The following is a 22,395-nucleotide window of genomic DNA, read 5'->3' on the forward strand; positions in this document are numbered from 1 at the left end:
CAACATTATTCAGCAGCATCGTTTGTTTTTGACAATAATACTGTATATTTGCCAGCATATCTAACAAACATTAATTTATTAGTATCGAAGATGAAGAGACTATGTATGGCTGTCATGGCAATGTGTGTTTTGTTGTCATGTACGGAGAAAAAAGAGGAAGCCACTCTTTCTGGACTGATGAAATCTGATTTCGTATCAGAAGTACAAGGAAAACCGACCGCATTATATGTGTTGAAAAACCAGAATGGTGCAGAAGCTTGTGTAACAAACTGGGGAGGACGCCTGGTTTCGGTTATGGTGCCCGACAAAGACGGCAAGATGACGGATGTCGTCTTAGGTTACGACAATATCCAGCAGTATGTCGACAATCCTGATAACAACTACGGCGGGTTGATCGGACGTTACGGCAACCGTATCGCACACGGTAAGTTCTCATTGGACGGCAACGACTACCAGCTTCCGCTGAACAACAACGGCCATTGCCTGCACGGTGGCCCGAACGGTTACCACACGGTTGTCTGGGATGCCAAACAGGTGAACGACCAGACTGTCGAACTGACTTATCTTTCCAAAGACGGTGAAGCCGGTTTCCCGGGTAATCTGAACGTAAAGGTTACCTATACGCTGACAAACGACAATGCTGTCGATATCAAATACGAGGCTACGACAGACAAACCGACTGTTGTCAACTTGACTAATCACAGCTATTTCAACCTTTCCGGCGTTCCGGGTTCCCAGATTCTGGACCACTCGATCATGATTAATGCCGACACATATGTTCCGGTAGACGAGACACTGATCCCGACCGGAGTGTTGGAAGATGTAGCCGGTACTCCGATGGATCTGCGCCAGCCGGTTGCTGTCGGTACTCATATCGATGAGCCGTTCGAACAGTTGGTAAGAGGTAAAGGATATGACCATAACTGGGTCTTGAATAATAATTGTGACATGAATGTCCTGGCTGCAAAAGCCGTATCGGCAAAAAGCGGCATCGGTCTTGAAGTCTACACTAACGAACCGGGTATCCAGTTCTATGCAGGAAACGCAATGGCGAAAGCCGGTGATAAGGGAAAACTGGGTGTTGTCTATCCGCATCGCGGTGCTTTGTGCCTGGAAACACAGCATTATCCCGACTCTCCCAACCAGCCGAACTTCCCGAGTGTAGTGCTGCGTCCGGGTGAGAAATACTTCAGCGAATGCCTTTATAAATTTACGGTAGAGAAATAATTACACGATATCTAAGGGGGATTTTTGACAATCGGAAGATTGGGGAGGGCGGCTGTAAAAGGCCGCCCTTTTTGGTTGCGGGAAATCTTAGATTCATATCTGTTAATGTTTCTTTGTAAACTATATAGTTCATCGTTTTTGCTTATCTTTGTGGCAGACCTAAAATCGTCGGAGCTTTGACTTTTCGGCTGTTTTATGGTAGGAAGCTTTAAGCGTTTAAGATATTATCTTTGGAACTGAAAATCGCCAACTTTCAACTCGGACAAAGATAATAGACAACTGGACGCTCACGCTTGTTATATATACTCGTGTATATAGAATAAAGCGTGGGCTGTTGTTTATTATTTGTCCGATGGGTGTTTGGCGATGCCTCAGTTTCGAATAGTAGATTACAGTTCCCACGCTTTTTAACATATAGATGCCAAACATAGGGGAGCAGGGCGGCAATAATAGCAGTATGAGCTCAGGTGAATCGGAAAGAATTGCAATATGTTGTGTTTTACTGGATGTTATGAAGGCTATGGGGGCGGAAGACGATATAGAGGCTTGCCGCCACTATCAATCATTGAAAGGGAAAATGAATATAACCGATTCTGACTTCGAACAGGCGCGTTCGGCGTCGGTCTTGTCCAGCCTGGTTGTCTTGAAAGGCATGCACTACAATAAGAAGATGCTACTTGCGTTGACTGTCTGTGATTTCTATTCCGGTTATACTCATGTTCCCCTCAATTTTCGGATTGCATTTGAAACCCTGATGAATGCAATCGAATGGCCTATCTCTTTCTCGGAGATCCTCACAATCAGCCGGACGGAATAATGATTAAAAGTTTGTATTATCAGTGTTCCATGTTTATACCATTTGTAATGGTGTTATCCTTTCAGCGCTTGTTCGATGTCTGCGATAATGTCGCCGGCATTCTCGATACCGACGGAGAGGCGGATCAGGTCGGGAGCTACGCCTGCTTCGATCAGCTGTTCGTCCGACAACTGGCGGTGCGTATGGCTGGCAGGGTGGAGGACACAGGTGCGGGCGTCGGCCACATGCGTAACGATACAAATCATCTTCAGGTTGTCCATAAAGCGGATGGCATCTTCGCGGGAACCTTTCAGGCCGAAAGCGATGACACCGCACGTGCCGTTCGGCATATATTTCTGAGCCAGTTCATAATACTTATTACTCTTCAGGCCGGGGAAGTTGACCCAAGCCACCTGCTCGTTCGCTTCTAACCATTCGGCTACCTGCTGTGCGTTCTTGCAGTGCTGCGGCATACGCAGGTGAAGGGTTTCAAGTCCCAGGTTCAGCAGGAATGAGTTCATCGGAGATTGGATGGAACCTAAGTCGCGCATCAACTGTGCCGTCGCCTTTGTCATATAGGCCATCTTGCCAAAAGCTTTCGTGTAGGTCAGGCCGTGATAGGATTCGTCCGGAGTTGTCAGGCCGGGGAATTTGTCTGCGTGGGCATCCCAGTCGAAGTTACCGCTGTCTACTACTGCACCGCCGACGCTTGTCGCATGGCCATCCATATACTTGGTCGTAGAGTGGGTCACGATATCTGCTCCCCATTCGAACGGGCGGCAGTTGATAGGTGTGGCGAAGGTATTGTCGACAATCAGGGGAACGCCATGGCTGTGGGCGATGCGGGCGAACTTCTCGATATCCAGCACGCTCATGCCCGGGTTGGACATCGTTTCGCCGAACAGCGCTTTCGTGTTCGGGCGGAAAGCTGCCGATATCTCTTCTTCCGGCGCATCCGGGTCTACGAATGTCACGTCGATGCCCAATTTCTTGATCGTCACACCAAACAGGTTGAACGTTCCGCCGTAGATAGTAGAAGAACAAACCAGGTGGTCGCCCGCCTCACAGATGTTGAATACGGCATAGAAGTTCGCAGCCTGTCCCGAAGAGGTCAGCATGGCGCCTACACCGCCTTCCAGAGCTGCAATCTTGGACGCAACGGCGTCGTTGGTCGGGTTTTGCAGACGGGTGTAGAAGTATCCGCTTTCTTCCAGGTCGAACAGTTTGGCCATCTGTTCACTGGTGTCATACTTGAATGTCGTACTCTGATAGATAGGCAGGACGCGCGGTTCTCCCTTTTTCGGTTGCCAGCCTCCCTGCACACAGAGGGTTTCCGGCTTTAATGGATTGTTCATTATGGTAATGTTTTACTAAGTATTTGTTATTATCCGGCAAAAATAAGGAATAGTTCGTTACTATCACAATATCTTCTTCTGTAAAATACGGAACCAGGCGAACAAGACGATTCCTTTCAGCATGCTGGAAATGCTGATTGCCCACCAGACACCCGTTATTCCCAGTCCCATAGCCGTCAGTCCGATCGCCATCGGGATGCGCAGGCTGTTGAACGTGATGCTGATGATGGCCGGCGGAACCGTGCGACCTGTTCCGTAGAACAAGCCCTGCATCGTTATCTCAAGCATCATGAATATCATCGAATAACCGTCGATGCGCAGGAAGATGCCGCCTGCCTCATAAGCCGCCTTTTCCGGAACGATCAGGGAGAACAGTTCGCTGCCGAAAAAGACGAACAACAGGGTACAAAAGACTCCTAATATCGCCGTCATCTTCAATGTCGTATGATAAGCCCCGAGGACACGCTCCTTCTTGCGGGCGGCATAGTTCTGGGCGACAAAGGTACTCAGCGCCGTACTGAACCCTTGCGAGGTGTTCCAGGCAAGCGCCTCGATCTGACCGCCGGCAGTTAGCGTCATCAGCCCGATATGCCCGCCGTAGGTCGACGCCGTACGCGCCATCATAAGGTTGATAACGGCAAAGAGGCTGTTCAGCATCGCAACGGGAAGTCCTAACTGAAAGATCCGTTTGCTGTACCGGCTTTTCAACCGTACGAAGAAGGAGAAGCCTCCGAACAGTTTGTATCTCTTTTTCAGGTAATAAATGAAAATCGCAAGGACAGTCGCCTCCGACAGCCAGGTCGCGCAGGCAGCTCCGTTCGTCCCCATCCCGAAGCCAAATATGAACAGCGGATCGAGTATCATATTCATTATTAATCCGCTTCCGCTGACGTAGAACGGTATCTTGCTCAGCCCCGCCGCATTATAAATTCCGGTACAGGCCGCCGACAGGAGCACGAATGGAAAAGCCGTCGAGATAATCCGCAGGTAAGACACGGCATGTGCCGAAATGGCGGCATCCAGTTTGAAGAAACCGATGACAGGATGCGCGAGGGCGAACAGCAGCAATCCCCAACAGATCGAGATAATCAGCGCGATTGTCAGGTTGTGGGATGCAAAGTTCCGGGCTTCTTCCGCCTCCTGCGCCCCGATGCTTTGCGCAACGCTGACCTCCGAACCTACTTTGTTCAGATAGGAGATGGAACTCGTCATCCACGTCAGAATACCGACAGCTCCGACTGCTGCCACCGCTTCGCTGCCCAGACGTCCCACCCAAGCCATATCGGTGATGCTATACGCCATCTGTATAAACGAGGTCCCCATTATGGGAAGTGCCAGGTTAAACAGTTGCTTCTTGATAGGTCCTTCCGTCAGATTCTTTGTCCCTTGCATGTCCGTTTCGTATTTGGTTGCAAAGATACCAACAATAAAATAAATAGACTAAAACCGTTCAATCTTTCATTACAGGTGCCAATAGTGCCTCAATCCAGAGCTTGACGTGGAATCCATAAATAATAAAGCCTCACGGAAGCACCGCGAGGCTTTATTATGAAATTTATCTGTAGATGAATCAGAAATTAATGTTCACGCCAATCATTGCACTGAAGCTCTGGAGCGGATAGCCGTAATAGAGTTCGTACTTCTGGAACAAGACGTTGTTCAGTTTCAGATACAGGCCGAAGGTGTCGTTCAGCGTGTATGAACCGGTCAGATTCAGTTCGTTGATGTTCTTCATCTTTTCTTCGCCGGACATTCCTAAGTAAGTCTTGCGTCCGGTGGCCAGGTAATAATCCAAAGATGCGGTGACTTGGCTGATCGGGCGGACTGTCACACCTGCCGTCACTTCCATTTCGGGTTTGCCGTAAGCGTTATCGAGGTCGTCTACGCTCCAATGATTGTAAACGCCTTTCAGGTTGATGTCGAATAATTGCTGATAGCTGTATTTCAGGTTCACGCCTCCGAATGCTTGTTTGGCATTCGCTTGCAAAGCTGTGCCGGTGTTGGCAAAAATACCGCCTTGCATACTTGGAGCAAGGAGCGTCGGAACGAAGAAAACTTCGTCACTCGTGATCTTATAACCGCCGAATACATCAAACCAGAAACCGGGAGCGACACCGCTTCTGATGCCGACCGTGCCGTCCAGGTAATTGCGCGAAGGAAGCAGTTCCATCGTCGGATTTATATAACGGTTGATCAGGGACATATCGTACATGCTGTTGGAGTAGAGTTTACCGCCGGCAACCAGGTAAAGCTGTGTCTTGTCGGCCACTTCCACATCCGCCGCGATATTGGGCGAAGCCATGAACTTGCTGTTATCGCCGGTTACAAACATCACGTTAGCACCTAATTTCAAATTCCAGTTGTCTCCTGCCACCTTATAATAAGGGGAAAGGGTTGCTTCGGCATGGTTCTCAAATTCCAGATATTCCTGTCCGTTCTGTGTCGGTAGGCTGTAGTTAAAATATTCCACGTTACCGCCTAATCCGATGCGTTGCTCGCCACCGAAACGGGCGTTCAGGTCGAACTTGACGTCGAACGTATGTTCGGTCGGTCCGTCCTGATCCTTGCTCAATGCATATTTGTGCGAGAAGTTTGTATATCCTAAGTCGAGCATATAGCCGACGGGCGCATCTTCTTTCGACTCGATGCCGATCTTTGCCTGGATCGTCTGGTTTACCTGATTGGTTTCACGGTCGAACTTGTCCGGGTCCAATGTAGCCGAGGATGCGGGGTTAGCGATCGGCAGACCGTAGTAATTGAATGCCGAGTATCCATATTTGATCCCCATATCCAATGACATCTTATCAAAGGCGTGTTTGAAGTTGAGGCCGCCCATGTTGTCGTTCAACTTAGCCTTTACCTTGTCAAAGTCCGTGTCGATATATTTCACCTTCCCGTTCGTCGAGCGATGTGAGAACCAGATATTCAGTTTGTCCTTGTCGGTGCTCAGGATATGATAACCCAGGTCGCCGTTCAGGTTCAGATAGGTGCCCCCTCCGAAGTTGAAGTAACCCCGGCGCTTGTTGTATTGGATGTCCGTCATGATGTTTCCGGAAGGAAGCAGGCTGATCTCTTTTTCCGGCTCCGTCGGGATCGTGAAGGTAGCATAGTCGATCGGCATCTTCTTGACAACCGGTTCTTTGATGACCGGAAGCGTGTTCACCTTGCTGGCATCCTGTACGGTCGGGTCGTACTCGCGTTCGAGTGTCATTTCCCGGTTCAGGTCTTTTTCCTTCGTCTTGTCTTCCTGTGCACCGGCGGTTGCGACGCTTCCTAACAGGGCCATCACACACAGTGCTTTGATGTTGTATATTGTCTTCATCACTTCTTCTTAGTTCTTAAGTTTTCCCAATCTATTTTCTATCATACCGGCGATATCGTCATCACCATTATAATTGTTCTGCAGGCTGGTGAGATACTGACGAGCCTGGAAGTCGTCACCCTGGCGGATGTAGATGTCGGCCAGCAGGATGAATCCGCGAGCCAGCCAGTACTGGTGAGGCGTGCCGTTCTCGATGAAGTTCATCAACACTTTTTCCGCCTCCTTGTCATTGTCGGTGTCGTAGTATAATTGTGCCAGCAGGTATTTGGCTTCGGCACCGTGTACCGTACGTGTATCCTTGCTCAGTTCTTTCAGGTCGGCCAATGCCTTGTTCCCCTGTTTCTGGTCGATGTAGGCTTTGGCACGGACGTAGCGGGCTTCCGATTCGAGTTCGGGCGAGAGCTTCGGCTCTTTCAGCAGTTCGTCCGCTGCTAAAAGCGCGTCTTTCTGCTGTCCGGTCTGAAGAGCACAACGCATGATACCTAAACGGGCAGCCTGTTTGTTTTCGGGGCTTTCGGCTACGACCTGCAAGCGCTTGAAGCTTTCCAATGCTGCCGGGTAATCCTTGCCCAGGTATTCGATTTCGGCGGTGCGGGCAACCGATTCTTCCAGGAATTTGGTGTCGCCGCTTGCGATAACCGATTTGAAGCGCTGGATTGCCTCGTCGAACTCTTTCTTGGCAAAGGTGATGCTACCCAAATAGAAGTTGGCATTCGAGCTGAATGCACCTTCGGGGAATGTCTGCAAATAGTTGACTAAGCTGCGCCGTGCGCCGTCGTTATCGCCACGCATAAAGAGCTTTTCGGCAGCGATGTAGGTCAGCGAATCCTGTTCGCTCACTTCCAGGCGGATGTTGCCGCCCAAAGAGTTTACGTAGTTAGCGTATGCATTGATATCGTTGAGGTCGATGTAGACCGATTTCAAATCTTGCAAAGCGACCTTTGCTTCTTCGCTGCCCGGATAGTTGCTGATGACGTTCTTGTAGGCTGCGAGCGCCTTTTCCGGCTGGTTGTCATTGTAGTAAAGCAGACCGAGCTGGATGCCTGCCTTACGAGCCAAACTGCTCTGCGGAAATTCGCGGATCAGCTTCTCGAAGGCTTGTGCGGCGGAAGAACTGTTTTCCAGCAGCACGTAAGAACGTCCCTTCTCAAACAGGGCGTCGTCTACGTATTGCGATTCCGGATATTCGGTGATTAAGCGGTCCATGGCGCTGATCTTGCCTCTGTAGTCTTTCTGCAAGCCGAGCAAAAATCCTTTCTGGTAAACGGAGTAGTCACCGGCGGAAGGTGACAGCTGGGCGGCACGCGAATAGTTCTCTTCGGCCAGGCTGAACTGGCGGTTCTGGTAGAGGCAGTCGCCGATGCGGTTGTAGGCGTCGGCCAACGAGGCTGCCTGCTGGTTGCTTTCAAGATCGACATACTGGCGGAAGCGGTTCAGGGCGGCGCTGTAGTCTCTCAGCTTGAAATAGCTGTAACCTAAGTTATAGTAGGCCAGTGCGTACATGTCCGTATTGCGCTGGCGTGTATTGTTCAGGTAGGTCCGGTAGTCGGAGATCGCATTCTCATATTCTCCCATGCGATAGTAGGATTCGCCGCGCCAGAAGTAGGCGTCGTTGCGGGCCTCCATATTGTAGGAACCGAGTGTGATCGCCTGGCTGAAGAGGCTCACGGCGTCGTCCAACTTGACGTTGGTGAAGGCCTGTGTCCCGAGCTGGAAGAGGATGTCTTGTTTGGCTTCCAGTATCTTGGTGCTCGGATGTTTGATCTTGTTGATTGACTTCAGGGCCGCTTCGTAGTTCTTGGTCGTCAGGTAGACTTCGACCAAGTAGTCGTTCACCTTGTCGGCATATTTCGAATTGGGGAAGTCGTTCAGGAAATCTTCGAAGATCGTCACCGACTCGCCGAATCCGGTAAAGGCCGTTTCGTGGATCAGCAGTGCGTAGTTGTACATCGCCACTTCCTTCACCTGCTTGTCGAACGATGAGGTGGCGGCTGCTTCGAACGCCATACGGGCGTTGTTCTTGTCGCCCAACTTCAGGTAAGACTGTCCGAGGTAGAGGTAAGCGTTCTGCGTCAGCTCGTCGTTCTGGCGGACTGTCCGGCTCAGGGCGTTGACGGCGCTGCTGTAGTTACCTTTATTATAATAGCAGACACCCAGGATGTAGAGGTCGCTGCGGAGCGGGTTTTCCGTCGTGGAAACATATTTGCTCAGCATCTGGATCGCCTTGCTCTGGTCGCCTAAGTGGTAATACGAATCACCGACGATGCGGTACATCTCGCTGTTGTTCTTGCTGTCGGGGTAGAGGGAGAGAAGCTCTTCGCCTTCTTTCACCACCTTGTCATATTTTCCCTGGATGAAATAGATTTGTGCGATGTAGTACTGCGACTGTTCGCGGAACTTCGGGCTTTCCTTCAGGCGGGAAAACTCGATAAGGGCGTTGTTGTACTTGCCCATTGCGTAGTCGATATAGGCGACATAATAGGTCGATGCCTCTTTGTATTTATCGCCGATCTGTTCAATGCGGGCAAAGTAGCCGCGCGCTTTTTCCATCTCGCCGGTCTGCAACAACGAGTAAGCCAGACGGAAGGAATAGGCTTCCTGCTGTTCGGGGCTTAAGACGTCGATGTCGGCTTCGTTAAACCAGAAGATCGCTTTCTCGTATTCTCCACGTTCAAAATGGATGGACCCGATCATATAATCGATCTCATTGCTGTGACGGGAAGCCGGATATTCTTCGAGGTAGTCTTTCAGAAGCTCGTCTGCGTTGGGACGTCCCTGCTCGTAGGCGGCGTAGACCAGCATATAGTCGGCCTCCTGAATCAGGTCTGCGTCGGTGGAGTGCTGCTTATAAGCCTCCAGCTTGTCGATGCAACCGGCATAATTTTTTAAACTAAACAACTCTTTCCCTTCTACAAATAGGCGGTCCGGTGCATCAAACTGGTATGACCGTTGCCCATGCGCAACATGACTCCCCACAACTATGCACAGTGGAATAAGTATTCTTTTCATCACTCCTTAGCTTTTATAATACAGATATATATAAATATAACGGTATCCGTTAGTTCTAAGTTGCAAATATAAGAAATATATTACTTTATATAGCGGCCTACCGCTTTTTTGATAGACAGTAAGCCGAAATCGTCCGGATTCAGTTGGCTGGCGGGGAGGATTACTATTTCGGCGGCATCGTCTTCCGCCTTAGCTCCGTCGAACGATTCGGTGAGGCATTCGAAGAACATATCGACCGTGTGGACGTCAAAGCCGCAATAGGGGTAGATGTTGGGAATGGAGAAAAGGTAGCGGCAATCGGTCAGATCCAGCCCGGTTTCTTCCTTTACTTCCCGGTGGGCGGCCTCTTCGGCTGATTCGTGCATGTCGACAAAACCACCGGGCAGGTCGAGCGTTCCCTTTGCCGGTTCTTTGGCGCGGCGGACAAGCAACAGTTCTCCCTCCGGATTCCGGATGAAGCAGGCAACGGCAGAGGATGGATTAAAATAATAGACGAATCCGCATGTGGTACATTGTTTGGCTTTTTCGTTGCGTTCCACAAATGTTTTGGCTCCGCATTTCGGACAGTACGCAAATTGGTGTAAAGGATGTGGCATAATATATTGTATTATCATGGAACGCAGATGACGCGGATAAAACAGATGACCACAGATATATTATTGTTTTAAAAATAATAAATCAGTGGTCATCCTTCCAATCTGTGTTATCTGTGTTCCATAAAATATGGACTTGTTATTTTTATTTTACTTCCCAACCCAGTGCGCTTGCGCCCAATACGGCAGCATCGCTTTCTTTCAATTGAGAGAATAACAGTTTTGTCTTACCTTCGAACACTTTCAACATGTTCTTTTCCATCGAGCGTTTGATCGGGTTCATGATCAGATCGCCGGATTTAGTCAGACCACCAAAGAGGATGATCGCTTCAGGGCTTGAGAAGGCAACGAAATCAGCGAATGCTTCACCCAGGATGTTTCCTGTAAATTCGAAGATTTCCAGCGCTAACTTGTCGTTCTTCATCGCTGCGTCATATACGTCTTTGGATGTGATTTCGTCCGGGTCCAGTTCGCGAAGCAAGCTGTCGTCCTTACGGATTTCCAGAAATTCGCGTGCCGTACGGGCAACACCTGTTGCAGAAGCGTATGCCTCTAAACAGCCCTGACGACCGCAACCGCAAGGACGTCCGTTGTTACGGCGCATGATCACGTGACCTAACTCACCTGCAAATCCGTCATGTCCGTAAACCAGGTTACCGCCGATTACGATACCGCTGCCGACACCTGTACCCAAAGTGATCACGATAAAGTCTTTCATACCACGTGCTGCGCCATAAGTCATTTCACCGATAGCAGCCGCATTTGCATCGTTTGTCAATGCAACGGGTATTCCGTCCAACTTTTCGCTGATCAGCTGAGCCAAAGGAATTTTACCCTTCCAGGGAAGGTTCGGGGCAAATTCGATACAGCCGTTGAAGAAGTTCCCGTTAGGAGCACCAACGCCTACACCTTTTATTTTATCCGGGCCGCCAGCCTGGTCGATCACTAATTTCAGACCTGTTGCCAGATCGCTAACATACTCGTCAACATCGGTATATTTACCAGTCTTGATTGATCCACTGTACAAGATTGAACCTCTTGCATCTACTACGCCAAAAACAGTATTGGTACCACCTATATCGATACCTACTACATAAGGCTTCTCCATGATTTTATATTTTAGATTAATAATGCTTTTTCTGGAAAGCAAATATAAGAGGAATCTGGTAAGGAGCAATGATTTTATTCAAAAAAAACCGAAATAGGCGTGAATATGTTACCTAATATGTTATTTAGCAGGTAAAATCTCAATCCAGTAATCGTCCGGGTCGTTGATGAAATACAAGCCCATCTCCGTGTTCTCGAAGCATATATATCCGAGCTCGCGGTGATATTCGCGCACCTCGTCATAATTGCCTGCCACGCGGAAACAAAGATGGCTTTCGTTATCGCCTAACTCGTAGGCCTCTTTTTTGTCACGCAGCCAGGTCAGTTCCAGCAGGAAGCCGGTTTCGTTGTCTGTCAGGTAAACCAGGATGAACGAACCGTCTGCCGCTTCCTTGCGGTGATGTTCTTTCAGTCCGAGCGCCTTGTTGTAAAACGCAATACTCTTGTCCAGATCGAGGACATTAATATTAAAATGATCAAATCTACTCTTTATCTCCATAGACTCTTATTGGTGTTATTTTTTTAATTCTTAATTCTTCATTTTTAATTCTCAAACCTCCGTCCCTTCTCCCGGCACGGAAATCAGCGCATATCGGCATCCGCGCGATTCGGCATAAGGGCCGAAAGCCTCTACTTCGGCCGGGCGTTCCCAGAAGTGCATCGGGACAAAGATATTAGTTTTGATGCGATCTACGAACTGTTGTGCGCCGCGCATGAAATCCGTTCCGATACGCGGATCGACCGGGAACATGGCGACATCCAGCTTGTCGGTCGCTTTCGCCAAGTCATCCAGTTCTTTCAGGTAGTTTTTTTCTGCTTCCGCTACTTCTTCGGGAGTCGATTCGTCTTTCCAGTGCCAGTTGTTCAGGTCGCCGGCATGGAAAAGGCGTTTACCCTCGGCATCGATCAGAAAAGAGATGCCGGAGTCTGTCGATCCGAATGCCTCGATTCGCAAGTTCTCGTCTTGATAAGACTCTCCTTTCTTCAGGTAAAGGGCGTCATCCTTCCCCGCCCGGCGTCTTTTCAGGATATCTTTCGAGAAGATATAGACGATGTCTTTTTTATATGTTTTCCACTCCAACACTTCCGGGTTGAAATGGTCGGGATGGAAATGAGACGCTAATATATATAATGTTCCCGCGCGATTAAGCAACTTCTCGTGTACGAACCCTTTGTCAGGTGACTTTCCCGTATCCTTGAAATAATCGATCAGGATGGCAAAGCCGTCCGCCTCGATCGCAAAACCACTGTGATAGATATATGTCAGTCTCATTTCTACATTCCTTTCTTTTTATAAACAAAACACGGAAAGCAGCATTCTTGTTGCACAAAGATAAAATTCTTCTTTTCGATATGAAAGGACATTAATAGTTAAGAATATTTGTTTTTTCAAAATAAAAACAAGATATTTGGCGCATCATTCGCCTATTGGATGACAACAACCTAAAACCATATAACTATGGCAACATTTATCAATCCTTTTGTAGATAGGGGCTTCAAGCATCTCTTCGGACAAGAAGACAGTAAAGAACTCCTTATCGACCTGTTGAACGGCCTGTTCGAAGGTGAACGGTTAATCACGGAATTATCTTTTTTGAATGTAGAAATGCCGGCGGAAAGTACGGACGGGCGTGCGGCAGTTTTTGACTTGAAATGTAAAGACAAGGATGGACGTATTTTTATTGTCGAAGTACAAAATGCTCCCCAAACTTATTTTTATGAACGAGGATTATACTATCTTTGTCGTATTATCAGTGGTCAGGACCGACGTGGAAATGGTTGGAGGTTTGAACTTTATCCGGTATATGGTATTTTCCTGCTGAATTTTAAATCCGGAAAAACGGATAAAGTGCGTACCGATATCGTATTGGCAGATCGTGAAACAGGAAAACAGATGAGTGAAACGATGCGCCAGATCTATTTGGAGATGCCTTTCTTTAATAAAGAAGAGGCTGAATGTAAAACGAGTTTAGATTATTGGCTTTATACATTAAAGTATATGGAGAAGTTGGAGACATTACCATTCAAAGGCCAGAAGCAGCTATTTGAAAAATTGGAAAGGTTAGCAAAAATAGTCAACCTGAACAAGAAGGAACGTATGGAATACGAAGAAAGCCTCAAAATATATCGGGATAATCAAGGCGTATTAGATTATGCAATAGAGAAAGGATATATGGAAGGGGTAGAAAAAGGTATAAAAGAAGGTATCGAAAAAGGCATGGCAAAAGGAGTCGAAAAAGGTATGCGTCTTGCTGCAACCCAAATGAAAGCACAAGGTTTAGATGTGGCAACTATCATGAGCGTTACCGGCTTGGATGCTGCAACAATAGATTCTTTATAGAAGAAATATTAAAAAAGCGCCTGTTCGGATTGTTGACAGGCGCTTTTATGTTATTACTGATATACGAAGAGCTCTGGAGAAGTCTTGAATATTATAATATTATCTCCAACCGCTCCATCATCACCCCTGTCTTCCGGCGTGCATCGACCACATCCAGTCCGCGAGCCAGCAGCACGGCCATACGGCGGTGTCCGTGGACTTCCGGTTTGCCGAAGAAACGCATCTGTGTGTCCGGTTGTTCCAGGACTTTATCCAGATTGCCTAATGAAAGCTGTTTGCTGTCCCCTTCGACCACTACGGCACGCGAAGCACCGGCTCCGTGGAATGCGATATTCGGTATCGGCAAGCCCAATACCGCGCGGGCATGCAGGGCGAATTGCGAAAGATCCTGCGTGATCATCGTGACCATGCCCGTGTCGTGCGGACGGGGAGATACTTCGCTGAAGATCACCTCTTCGCCCTTAACAAACAACTCGACACCGAAGATACCACGTCCGCCGAGCGCTTTCGTTATCTTGCCCGCAATCTCGCGCGCTTTTTCTTTTGCCACAGGGCTCATGGCCTGGGGCTGCCAGGATTCGCGATAGTCGCCGTCGACCTGCACGTGTCCGACCGGTTCCAGGAACGAGGTGCCACCGATATGGCGAACCGTCAACTGCGTAATCTCGTAATCGAAATCCACGAACCCTTCTACGATAACCTTGCCGGCACCGGCGCGTCCGCCCTCTTGCGCATAATGCCAGGCACGGTCGATATCTTCTTCTTTGCGGATCACGCTCTGCCCGTGGCCGCTTGAGCTCATGATCGGCTTAACGACACAAGGCATTCCGATTGTTTTTACAGCTTCTATGAACTCCTCTTCCGTTTCGGCAAAGCGGTAAGGCGAAGTCGGCAGGCCCAATTCTTCCGCTGCCAGGCGTCGGATGCCTTCGCGGTTCATCGTCAGCCAGGTGGCGCGGGCGGTCGGGATGACGTGGAATCCTTCTTTTTCCAGTTCCATCAACGTCTGTGTCGCGATCGCCTCCACTTCCGGAACGATATAATCAGGCTTTTCTTTTTCTACGATTTCGCGCAATGCTTCTCCGTCCAGCATCGATACGACGTATGAACGGTGTGCAACCTGCATCGCCGGAGCGTCCGGATATTTGTCCAGCGCAATCACTTCCACTCCGTAACGCTGCAACTCGATTACAAACTCTTTTCCTAATTCGCCGGAACCGCAAAGCAAAACTTTGGTCGCGGTGGCCGATTTTGGTGTCCCTATTGTTACCATATTATATTAATGTTATATATTTCTTTCGTTTGGGGATGCAAAGGTACGTTAATCTTGGCAATAGAATGAAATGAACCGGTAAAAAGTATTGCCGGATGGCAGGATAAAAATGGATGGCCAAAGTTGGCTGTTAGGGTGAAATGGTGTATTTTCGTCATCTGCAAACAAGTAAATACGGAATTATGGAATACATAAATATAGACTCTTCAAAACATTCCCTCTATAGCCCATTCAAGAACCTTTATTCGATCAGCTTCCCCATTTTCGAGCAGAGAACGGAAATGCAGCAGGAAAAGGCTTTCGCTTCTACCCGTTATCATTTGGCCGGATACGAAGAAAACGATGTCTTTATCGGGTTTATCTCTTACTGGGAGTTTGACGGATCTGTTTATATAGAGCATTTTGCCGTTAACCGGGAATTGAGAGGTGCGGGATACGGAAGCGCCATCTTGCGTGATTTCATCCGGTCGACGGAAAAGATCGTCCTGTTGGAAATAGATCCGGTCGTCGATGAGGTTTCGGAAGCGCGCTTGAGGTTCTATAAAAGATGCGGTTTCCATGAAAATCCCTATCCGCACACTCATCCCCCTTATCGCGACGGCTATCATGCACATCCTTTAGTCATCCTTACCACCCAACGGGCGATAACGGAAAAGGAGTACCAGACTTTTTATAAGGAGCTGACTGATGTTGTGATGGATAAGAAATAGCTGGAAAATAAATAGAAAAGATAGAGCGTATGAATGTCGAAGAATTTAGAGAATATTGCCTCTCATTGAAAGGCGTATATGAGAAGATGCCCTTCCCGAATGTGGCGGATAAGTACAGCCGGGATGTCCTGTGTTTTTATGTGGGAAGCAAGTGGTTCTGTTTTGTAAATATCGAAGTGTTTGACTTTTGCTGTATCAAATGCAATCCTGACGAGTCGGGAGAGTTACAGGCCCGGTATTCCGGCATAACTCCCGGTTGGCATATGAATAAGAAATATTGGATTAGCGTTTATTTCAATCAGGATGTTTCGGACAACAAGATCAAAGAACTTGTAAAAGACTCATATGATATTGTCTTTCAGTCTCTCTCCAAAAAAGAAAAAGAAGCATTCTTGATATAATGTATAGGGAGATGTTTTTGTCGATGTAGGAGATAATTAGGAAGGATGAGCATCCTAAATTAGTTCACCTCCCACTTAATCCTTGTCCGACCCGGGTCAAACAGTTGTTCGACACTCGTCAGACAGCTGTCCGACCTCCGTCAAACAGCTGTTTGACCCGGGTCGGACAAGAATTGGATGGGAGGCGGCCGGAATTAGGTGCCGGGACAATTGGAATTACAAGGCAGTTGGCTGGTTTTTCTACGGCAGGCCGCCGGTCTGATGTAGGAAGTCCGCTTCTCCCGGCCTTGCATTGGGTTGTTAATATATTGTAATAATCAGTACTATGTGATACAAGGTATTTTGTTAGGACCTATATTTGTGGCAATAAATAACAAAATAGTTTCCTTTTTGTGTAACGATTTTTCAAAATGTTCGTCTAATAGATAAAAGCAACTACAAATATCATGATTCATCTGGAAGGAATTAACAAAACGTATTTCAATGGTGCACCGCTGCACGTCTTGAAAGGCATAGACTTGGATATAGAAAAGGGAGAGATGGTCTCTATTATGGGAGCATCAGGATCGGGAAAATCCACCTTGCTGAATATTTTGGGAATACTGGATACATACGATACGGGAACTTACACCTTAAACGGGCAGTTGATCCGCAATCTGAGCGAAACCCGTGCGGCAGAGCTGCGTAACCGGATGATCGGTTTCATCTTCCAGTCCTTTAATCTGATCTCATTCAAGAATGCGATGGAGAATGTCGCTCTGCCCTTGTATTATCAGGGAATAAACCGCAAGAAGAGAAACGCGATGGCGATGGAATATCTGGATATGGTCGGCCTGAGAGACTGGGCGGAACATATGCCGAGCGAAATGTCCGGCGGACAGAAACAGCGTGTCGCCATTGCCCGCGCCCTGATTGCCAAACCACAGGTGATCCTGGCGGACGAACCGACCGGAGCGCTCGACAGTAAGACGACAGTCGAGGTGATGGAACTTCTCCGTAATGTAAACGAGGAAGGGCTGACGATGGTAATCGTCACGCACGAACAGTCCGTGGCAGATGCCACAGACCGCATTATCCGTGTGAAAGACGGCCTGATAGAAACAATCGAAAAAGGACGGGGCCATGTTTGATTTTGACAACTTCCGCGAGATATGGAGCACGATCAAAAAGAATAAGCTCCGTACGTTCCTGACCGGTTTTTCGGTGGCATGGGGCATCTTTATGCTGATTGTCCTGTTAGGCGCCGGAAACGGGATGAAGAATGGGATCATGTCTAACTTCCGTAACTTCAGTTTGAACCGGGTGGAGACATGGCCGCGCTACACAAGCAAGCCCTATCAGGGTATGCAGACGAACCGGCGGATCGAATATAAAGATGAAGACCTGATCGCCATACCGCGTGAAAACCCCGAAGTGGATTTGATTACGGCAAGCATCAGCCGGGGCGATACGCTTTCGTATGGCGAAGAATATAATGCCTACTCCCTGAACGGCGTACATCCGTCAAAGGCTATCATTGACAATATCAAGATGACGGTTGGCAACGGGCGTTTTATCAATGATATAGACGTGCGGGAAAAGAGGAAAGTGATCGTTCTCAGTCCCCGTATGAAAGAGGTACTCTTTAAAGGGGCTGACCCGCTCGGCAAATATGTGAATGCCGGAAGTGTCGCTTACCAGGTGATAGGCGTCTATAAAGCGGAGGACAATGACAACAACGCTCCGGCCTATATCCCTTTCAGTACGGCCCAGACTTTATACAATGCCGGATATGGGCTGGATGACATCATCTTTACCATTAACGGTATTTCCACGCAAGAAGAATATGACGCTTTTGAGAAACGTTTCCGCCAGCAGATGGGGCTGCGCCATAAGTTCGATCCGGAGGACCGGAGGGCGATCGGTATGTGGAGCACACTCGAAAACTTTATGATGTTGAACGGTATGATGAACGGTATCGCCCTTTTTATCTGGGTGATCGGTCTCGGAACGCTGACGGCCGGAATCGTGGGGGTGAGCAATATCATGTTGATAACGGTGCGTGAACGGACAAGGGAGTTCGGTATCCGGAAAGCGATAGGGGCGACTCCCTTTTCGATCCTGAAACTGATCATTGTCGAGTCGATCCTGATTACGGCGGTGTTCGGCTATTTGGGGATGGTGTTGGGAATCGGACTGACGGAAGGAATCAATGCCGTTATGGAAATGATGAATGCCGGAAAGAATGTTTCGCAGGATGATATGAGTATCTTCCTGAACCCGACGGTAAACCTGAGCGTGGCCTTGTCCGCTACGGCTCTGATTGTGGGTGCCGGAGTGCTGGCAGGCTATTTCCCGGCACGTAAGGCAGTCAAGATTACGGCTATCGAGGCGATGCGAGAGGAATAATTCATAATTCAAAATTCATAATTCAATATTATGTTCATGTTTGATATAGATCGTTGGGTGGAGATATGGGTGACGATCACCCGTAATAAGACCCGTAGCATACTGACCGGTTTCGGCGTGTTCTGGGGAATCCTGATGTTAGTGATTCTGTTGGGCTCCGGTAACGCGTTTAAGAACGGGGTCATGAAGAATGTAGATGGTTTCTCGACCAACTCGGCTTTCTTCTTCTCGGAACGGACCGGTGAACCCTATAAAGGATATAAGAAAGGCCGCTACTGGCAGATGCGTAACCGCGATTTGGAGACGATACGCCAGCGGGTGAAAGGTGTTCGCTATCTCTCGCCGATGATTATGCAGTGGGGCGGACAGAATAATGTCGTAAGAGGACAGAAAGCCGGTACTTATAATGTGCGTGGCGTCTACTCCGAATATTTCAATATCGAGACGCAGCATATCCTGGCTGGACGCCTGCTGAATGAAATCGACATGATCGAGCGGCGTAAAGTGTGCCTGATCGGCAGTATTGTGAGGGAAGTACTCTTTGCTCCCGATGAAGATCCGATCGGACAATATATACGGGTGAACGGTATTTATTACCAGGTGGCCGGCGTGATCAAGCCGAAGCCCCGCGCGCAGATCGGCGGACGTACGGAGGAGAGTGTGATGCTCCCGTTCAAGACGCTCCAGCAGGCTTCCAACCAGGGCGATAAATTCTGGTTCCTGTGTGCGACGGCCGACGATGGTTATCCCTGCGACAAGATGGTGGAAGACATAAAGACCGTTTTGCGTTCGCAGAACGAGATTTCGCCGACGGACGAGCATGCGATCAGCAGTTTCACCATCGCCAAGCAGTTCGAGACGTTCGACCTCTTGTTTACCGGCATTAATATCCTGGTCTGGCTGGTCGGTATCGGAACATTACTGGCGGGTATTATCGGTGTCAGTAATATTATGATGGTGACTGTCCGGGAGCGGACACGCGAGATCGGCGTACGACGTGCTCTCGGGGCAAAGCCGTTCGATATTATTTCGCAGATCATGAGTGAGAGTCTGCTCTTGACTTCTCTTGCCGGACTGATCGGATTGAGTGTCGGGGTCTTCCTGCTCGATGTGGTGAATAATGCCCTGGCAAGTGGCGGAAGCGATTCGTCGAACGGCACGTTTTTCTCCAATCCGGAGATTCATATCGGGACGGCGGTGGCGGCTACGGTTATCCTCTTGTTCAGCGGCTTGATGGCGGGGCTGATCCCTGCCTGGAGGGCGATGCAGATCAAGGCTATCGATGCAATCAGAGAAGAATAAAAGCAATTAAAAATTGAAAATAAGATATCATTATGAAGAATCGTATCGTAAAAAAAATCCTGCGGATCATATTCCTGGTACTTGTAGGAGCAGCAGTTATCGGCACTTTCTACTTCTTATGGAAGAAAGCACAGCCTGTCATTACCGTCTACGAAGTGGTAACCCCTTCCCGGGACACGATTGAGACGAAAACAGTGGCAACCGGAAAAGTGGAACCCCGCGACGAAGTGCTTATCAAGCCGCAGATGTCGGGTATCATTTCCGAATTGCTGAAAGAAGCCGGACAGATGGTGAAAGAAGGAGAAATCATCGCACGTATCAAGGTGATTCCCGAAATGGTCCAGTTGAACAGTGCCGAATCGCGCGTACGGGTTGCCAAGATCAGCCTCGACCAGATCAGCGCCACTTTCAAGCGTGACGAAGAACTGCATAAACAAGGGGTCATCTCCAAAGAAGATTATGAAACCTCCCTTGCCAACTATAAGAAGGCGCAGGAAGAGGCCGAGAATGCACAGGACGCTCTCGAGATCATCCGTGAAGGTATTTCCAAACGCTCGACTGCCTCCAGTACGACACAGGTGCGCTCAACGATTACCGGTATGATTCTGGATGTGCCTATCAAAGTGGGTAACTCGGTGATCCAGTCTAATACCTTCAACGACGGTACGACAATCGCTACGGTAGCCGATATGAACAATATGATCTTTAAAGGAAAAGTGGACGAGACGGAAGTTGGCCGTATCAACGAAGGTATGCCGATCAAACTGACAGTCGGCGCCATGGAAAGCCGTACGTTCGACGCTATGCTGGAATATGTGGCACCGAAAGGCGTGGAAGAGAACGGCGCCGTGTTGTTCGAGGTGAAAGCTGCTGTGCAGATACCGGCTGATGCCTTTATCCGTGCCGGCTACAGTGCGAATGCCGAGATCGTGTTGAAGCGTGCGGAGAATGTTTTATCCGTGCCGGAAAGTTGCGTCGAGTTTAGCGGCGATTCCACCTTTGTCCAGGTCGTGACACAGGAAAAGCCGGAGCAGAAGTTTGAAAAGCGTGCCGTACAAGTGGGATTGTCCGATGGTATCAGGATTGAGATCAAGGATGGCATAACCGAGAGTGATAAGATTCGCGGTGCGATAGCCGATCCGGCAAAGAGATAAAAACGGATACTACCGATTATAAATATGAAAGCAATGAGAAATCAATTGATAATAGCAACAGCTTTACTCTTCTCGGGTTCTTTTGCCTGGGCGCAGGAACCGGCCAAACAATGGTCTTTGGAAGAGTGCATCCGCTATGCGATCGAACATAACATCGATCTGAAGCAGCGGCAACAGGAGCAGGCAAGCCGTGAAGTGGAACTGAACACAAGCAAGTTCAGCTGGTTGCCCGACCTGAATGCCAACGTCGGACAGAACTTCGACTTCGGCCGTTCCCCGTCCAAGACCGGCGTCATTGTGGACCAGAACTCAGCCAATACTTCGGCTTCCATTTCGTTGAGCATGCCGATCTTCGACGGTATGAGAATCCCGAACGATATCGCCGCCCGCCGGCTGGACCTGAAAGCGGCTGTCGAGACGTTGAACAAGGCAAAAGAGGACCTCTCGATCAATATCGCATCCTATTATTTACAGGTATTATATAATAAGGAAGTACAACGGATCGCCGAATTGCAGGTCGCGCTAAGCAGCGAGCAGGTGACGAAGACCGAAGCCTTGGTGAAAAACGGTAAAGTGCCCCTTTCCCAGTTGTACGATATGAAAGCGCAGTTGGCAAAAGACGAAGTTTCCCTGACGGAAGCCAATAACAATGTCAAGTTAGCTTTGCTCGACCTGACGCAGAGTCTGGAGCTGGAACGCGACGGCGAGAACTTCGATATCGTCGTTCCCGAAACCGGGGATGCCGTTGAAGAGTATATGAGCAGTATCTTGCCTCCGGACAATATCTATGATCATGCCGTCTCTTTCAAGCCGCAGATCAAGGAGCAGGAATACCTGCTGGAAAGCCAGAAGAAGATGTTGAAGGTGGCGCAGGCCGGTTATTATCCGAAGTTGAATTTCGGAGCCAGCTACAGCAATGGTTACTACCATTATTCAGGTGATGGAGATTATGATAATATCGCATTCAGCGACCAGTTGAAGAATAACGGGCGTAAGACAGTCGGTTTCAGCCTGAGCATCCCGCTCTTCAACCGTTTCCAGGTCCGCAACAGCGTCCGTTCCGCCCGTATCAACATCCGCAACCGCGAGTTGATGATGGAGAATACGAAGAAAGCTTTGTATAAGGAGATCCAGCAGGCCTACTATAACGCAACGGCCTCCCAGGAGAAATATATCGCATCCGACAAATCGGTCATTGCCAGCAAGGAAGCCTTCTCGTATGCCGAAGACCGCTATGCCGCCGGCAAGAGCACCGTTTTCGAATATAGCGAAGCCAAGACGAAGTATGCGCAGAGTTTGTCCGAACAGGCACAAGCCAAGTACAACTTCATCTTCCGTGCCAAGATCCTGGACTTTTATAACGGTACACCAATAACACTATAACATTATTTAGGTTAGACACATTAGACACATTTGT

The 22,395-nt window shown here is 48.7% G+C and carries 19 protein-coding genes; 10 read left to right on the forward strand and 9 right to left on the reverse strand.

What is annotated here, in order from left to right:
* Positions 1-90 precede the first annotated feature (90 nt).
* Both DWW90_RS14035 and DWW90_RS14040 read left to right on the forward strand, forming a co-directional pair.
* A complete protein-coding gene (locus DWW90_RS14035; protein ID WP_199662201.1) occupies positions 91-1,227 on the forward strand; it encodes an aldose epimerase family protein in 1,137 nt (378 codons plus the stop codon).
* Positions 1,228-1,684: 457 nt separating this feature from the next.
* On the forward strand, positions 1,685-2,044 hold the full coding sequence (locus DWW90_RS14040) for a hypothetical protein (protein WP_122345430.1): 360 nt from the start codon (positions 1,685-1,687) through the stop codon (positions 2,042-2,044).
* A gap of 53 nt (positions 2,045-2,097) precedes the next feature.
* Here DWW90_RS14040 and DWW90_RS14045 read toward each other — a convergent pair whose 3' ends face one another.
* The 8 genes from DWW90_RS14045 to DWW90_RS14080 all read right to left on the reverse strand — a co-directional run bounded on the left by DWW90_RS14045 (position 2,098) and on the right by DWW90_RS14080 (position 12,682).
* Entirely contained in the window at positions 2,098-3,378 is a 1,281-nt protein-coding gene (locus tag DWW90_RS14045; protein WP_122345407.1) for an O-acetylhomoserine aminocarboxypropyltransferase/cysteine synthase family protein, read from the reverse strand.
* Positions 3,379-3,441: 63 nt separating this feature from the next.
* Positions 3,442-4,770: an MATE family efflux transporter gene (locus tag DWW90_RS14050; RefSeq protein WP_122345408.1), complete on the reverse strand. Its 1,329-nt coding sequence runs from the start codon at positions 4,768-4,770 to the stop codon at positions 3,442-3,444.
* A gap of 178 nt (positions 4,771-4,948) precedes the next feature.
* The gene (locus tag DWW90_RS14055) at positions 4,949-6,700 is read right to left on the reverse strand and encodes a TonB-dependent receptor (protein WP_122345409.1); all 1,752 of its coding nucleotides are present in this window, start codon (positions 6,698-6,700) and stop codon (positions 4,949-4,951) included.
* 9 nt (positions 6,701-6,709) lie between these two features.
* Complete coding sequence (locus DWW90_RS14060) at positions 6,710-9,709, reverse strand: tetratricopeptide repeat protein (protein ID WP_122345410.1); 3,000 nt, start codon at positions 9,707-9,709, stop codon at positions 6,710-6,712.
* Positions 9,710-9,789: 80 nt separating this feature from the next.
* On the reverse strand, positions 9,790-10,305 hold the full coding sequence (locus DWW90_RS14065) for an NUDIX domain-containing protein (RefSeq protein WP_122345431.1): 516 nt from the start codon (positions 10,303-10,305) through the stop codon (positions 9,790-9,792).
* 142 nt (positions 10,306-10,447) lie between these two features.
* Positions 10,448-11,410: an ROK family protein gene (locus DWW90_RS14070; RefSeq protein ID WP_115499359.1), complete on the reverse strand. Its 963-nt coding sequence runs from the start codon at positions 11,408-11,410 to the stop codon at positions 10,448-10,450.
* A 120-nt stretch (positions 11,411-11,530) separates the two neighbouring features.
* The gene (locus tag DWW90_RS14075) at positions 11,531-11,908 is read right to left on the reverse strand and encodes a VOC family protein (protein WP_122345411.1); all 378 of its coding nucleotides are present in this window, start codon (positions 11,906-11,908) and stop codon (positions 11,531-11,533) included.
* Positions 11,909-11,959: 51 nt separating this feature from the next.
* On the reverse strand, positions 11,960-12,682 hold the full coding sequence (locus DWW90_RS14080) for an MBL fold metallo-hydrolase (RefSeq protein ID WP_122345412.1): 723 nt from the start codon (positions 12,680-12,682) through the stop codon (positions 11,960-11,962).
* Between the two features lie 186 nt (positions 12,683-12,868).
* On the opposite strand from DWW90_RS14080, the gene DWW90_RS14085 reads away from it, so the two are divergent.
* A complete protein-coding gene (locus DWW90_RS14085) occupies positions 12,869-13,750 on the forward strand; it encodes an Rpn family recombination-promoting nuclease/putative transposase (protein WP_122345413.1) in 882 nt (293 codons plus the stop codon).
* Positions 13,751-13,841: 91 nt separating this feature from the next.
* Here DWW90_RS14085 and purT read toward each other — a convergent pair whose 3' ends face one another.
* Positions 13,842-15,023: a formate-dependent phosphoribosylglycinamide formyltransferase gene (purT, locus tag DWW90_RS14090; protein ID WP_122345414.1), complete on the reverse strand. Its 1,182-nt coding sequence runs from the start codon at positions 15,021-15,023 to the stop codon at positions 13,842-13,844.
* A gap of 182 nt (positions 15,024-15,205) precedes the next feature.
* Between purT and DWW90_RS14095 the strand changes: the two genes are divergently transcribed.
* The 7 genes from DWW90_RS14095 (at position 15,206) to DWW90_RS14125 (ending at position 22,361) form a co-directional block, all read left to right on the forward strand.
* Positions 15,206-15,733, forward strand: coding sequence for a GNAT family N-acetyltransferase (locus tag DWW90_RS14095; protein ID WP_122345415.1), 528 nt, complete (start codon positions 15,206-15,208; stop codon positions 15,731-15,733).
* A gap of 29 nt (positions 15,734-15,762) precedes the next feature.
* Entirely contained in the window at positions 15,763-16,134 is a 372-nt protein-coding gene (locus tag DWW90_RS14100) for an MmcQ/YjbR family DNA-binding protein (protein WP_115499354.1), read from the forward strand.
* 446 nt (positions 16,135-16,580) lie between these two features.
* Positions 16,581-17,264, forward strand: a complete 684-nt coding sequence (locus tag DWW90_RS14105; RefSeq protein ID WP_122345416.1) for an ABC transporter ATP-binding protein — start codon at positions 16,581-16,583, stop codon at positions 17,262-17,264.
* Positions 17,257-18,522 (forward strand): ABC transporter permease, encoded by a 1,266-nt coding sequence (locus DWW90_RS14110; RefSeq protein WP_122345417.1) that lies wholly within the window; start codon positions 17,257-17,259, stop codon positions 18,520-18,522. The genes DWW90_RS14105 and DWW90_RS14110 overlap by 8 nt, the downstream gene beginning before the upstream one ends.
* 36 nt (positions 18,523-18,558) lie before the next feature.
* Positions 18,559-19,824 carry an ABC transporter permease gene (locus DWW90_RS14115; RefSeq protein ID WP_122345432.1) on the forward strand — a complete coding sequence of 422 codons (1,266 nt, stop codon included), beginning with the start codon at positions 18,559-18,561 and terminating at the stop codon, positions 19,822-19,824.
* A 32-nt stretch (positions 19,825-19,856) separates the two neighbouring features.
* Complete coding sequence (locus tag DWW90_RS14120; RefSeq protein ID WP_122345418.1) at positions 19,857-20,978, forward strand: efflux RND transporter periplasmic adaptor subunit; 1,122 nt, start codon at positions 19,857-19,859, stop codon at positions 20,976-20,978.
* Positions 20,979-21,011: 33 nt separating this feature from the next.
* Positions 21,012-22,361, forward strand: coding sequence for a TolC family protein (locus tag DWW90_RS14125; RefSeq protein WP_115499393.1), 1,350 nt, complete (start codon positions 21,012-21,014; stop codon positions 22,359-22,361).
* The last annotated feature ends 34 nt before the right edge of the window (positions 22,362-22,395 follow it).

Origin of the sequence: Parabacteroides sp. AF17-28 (assembly GCF_003479205.1) — a bacterium.
GTDB classification, from domain to species: domain Bacteria; phylum Bacteroidota; class Bacteroidia; order Bacteroidales; family Tannerellaceae; genus Parabacteroides; species Parabacteroides acidifaciens.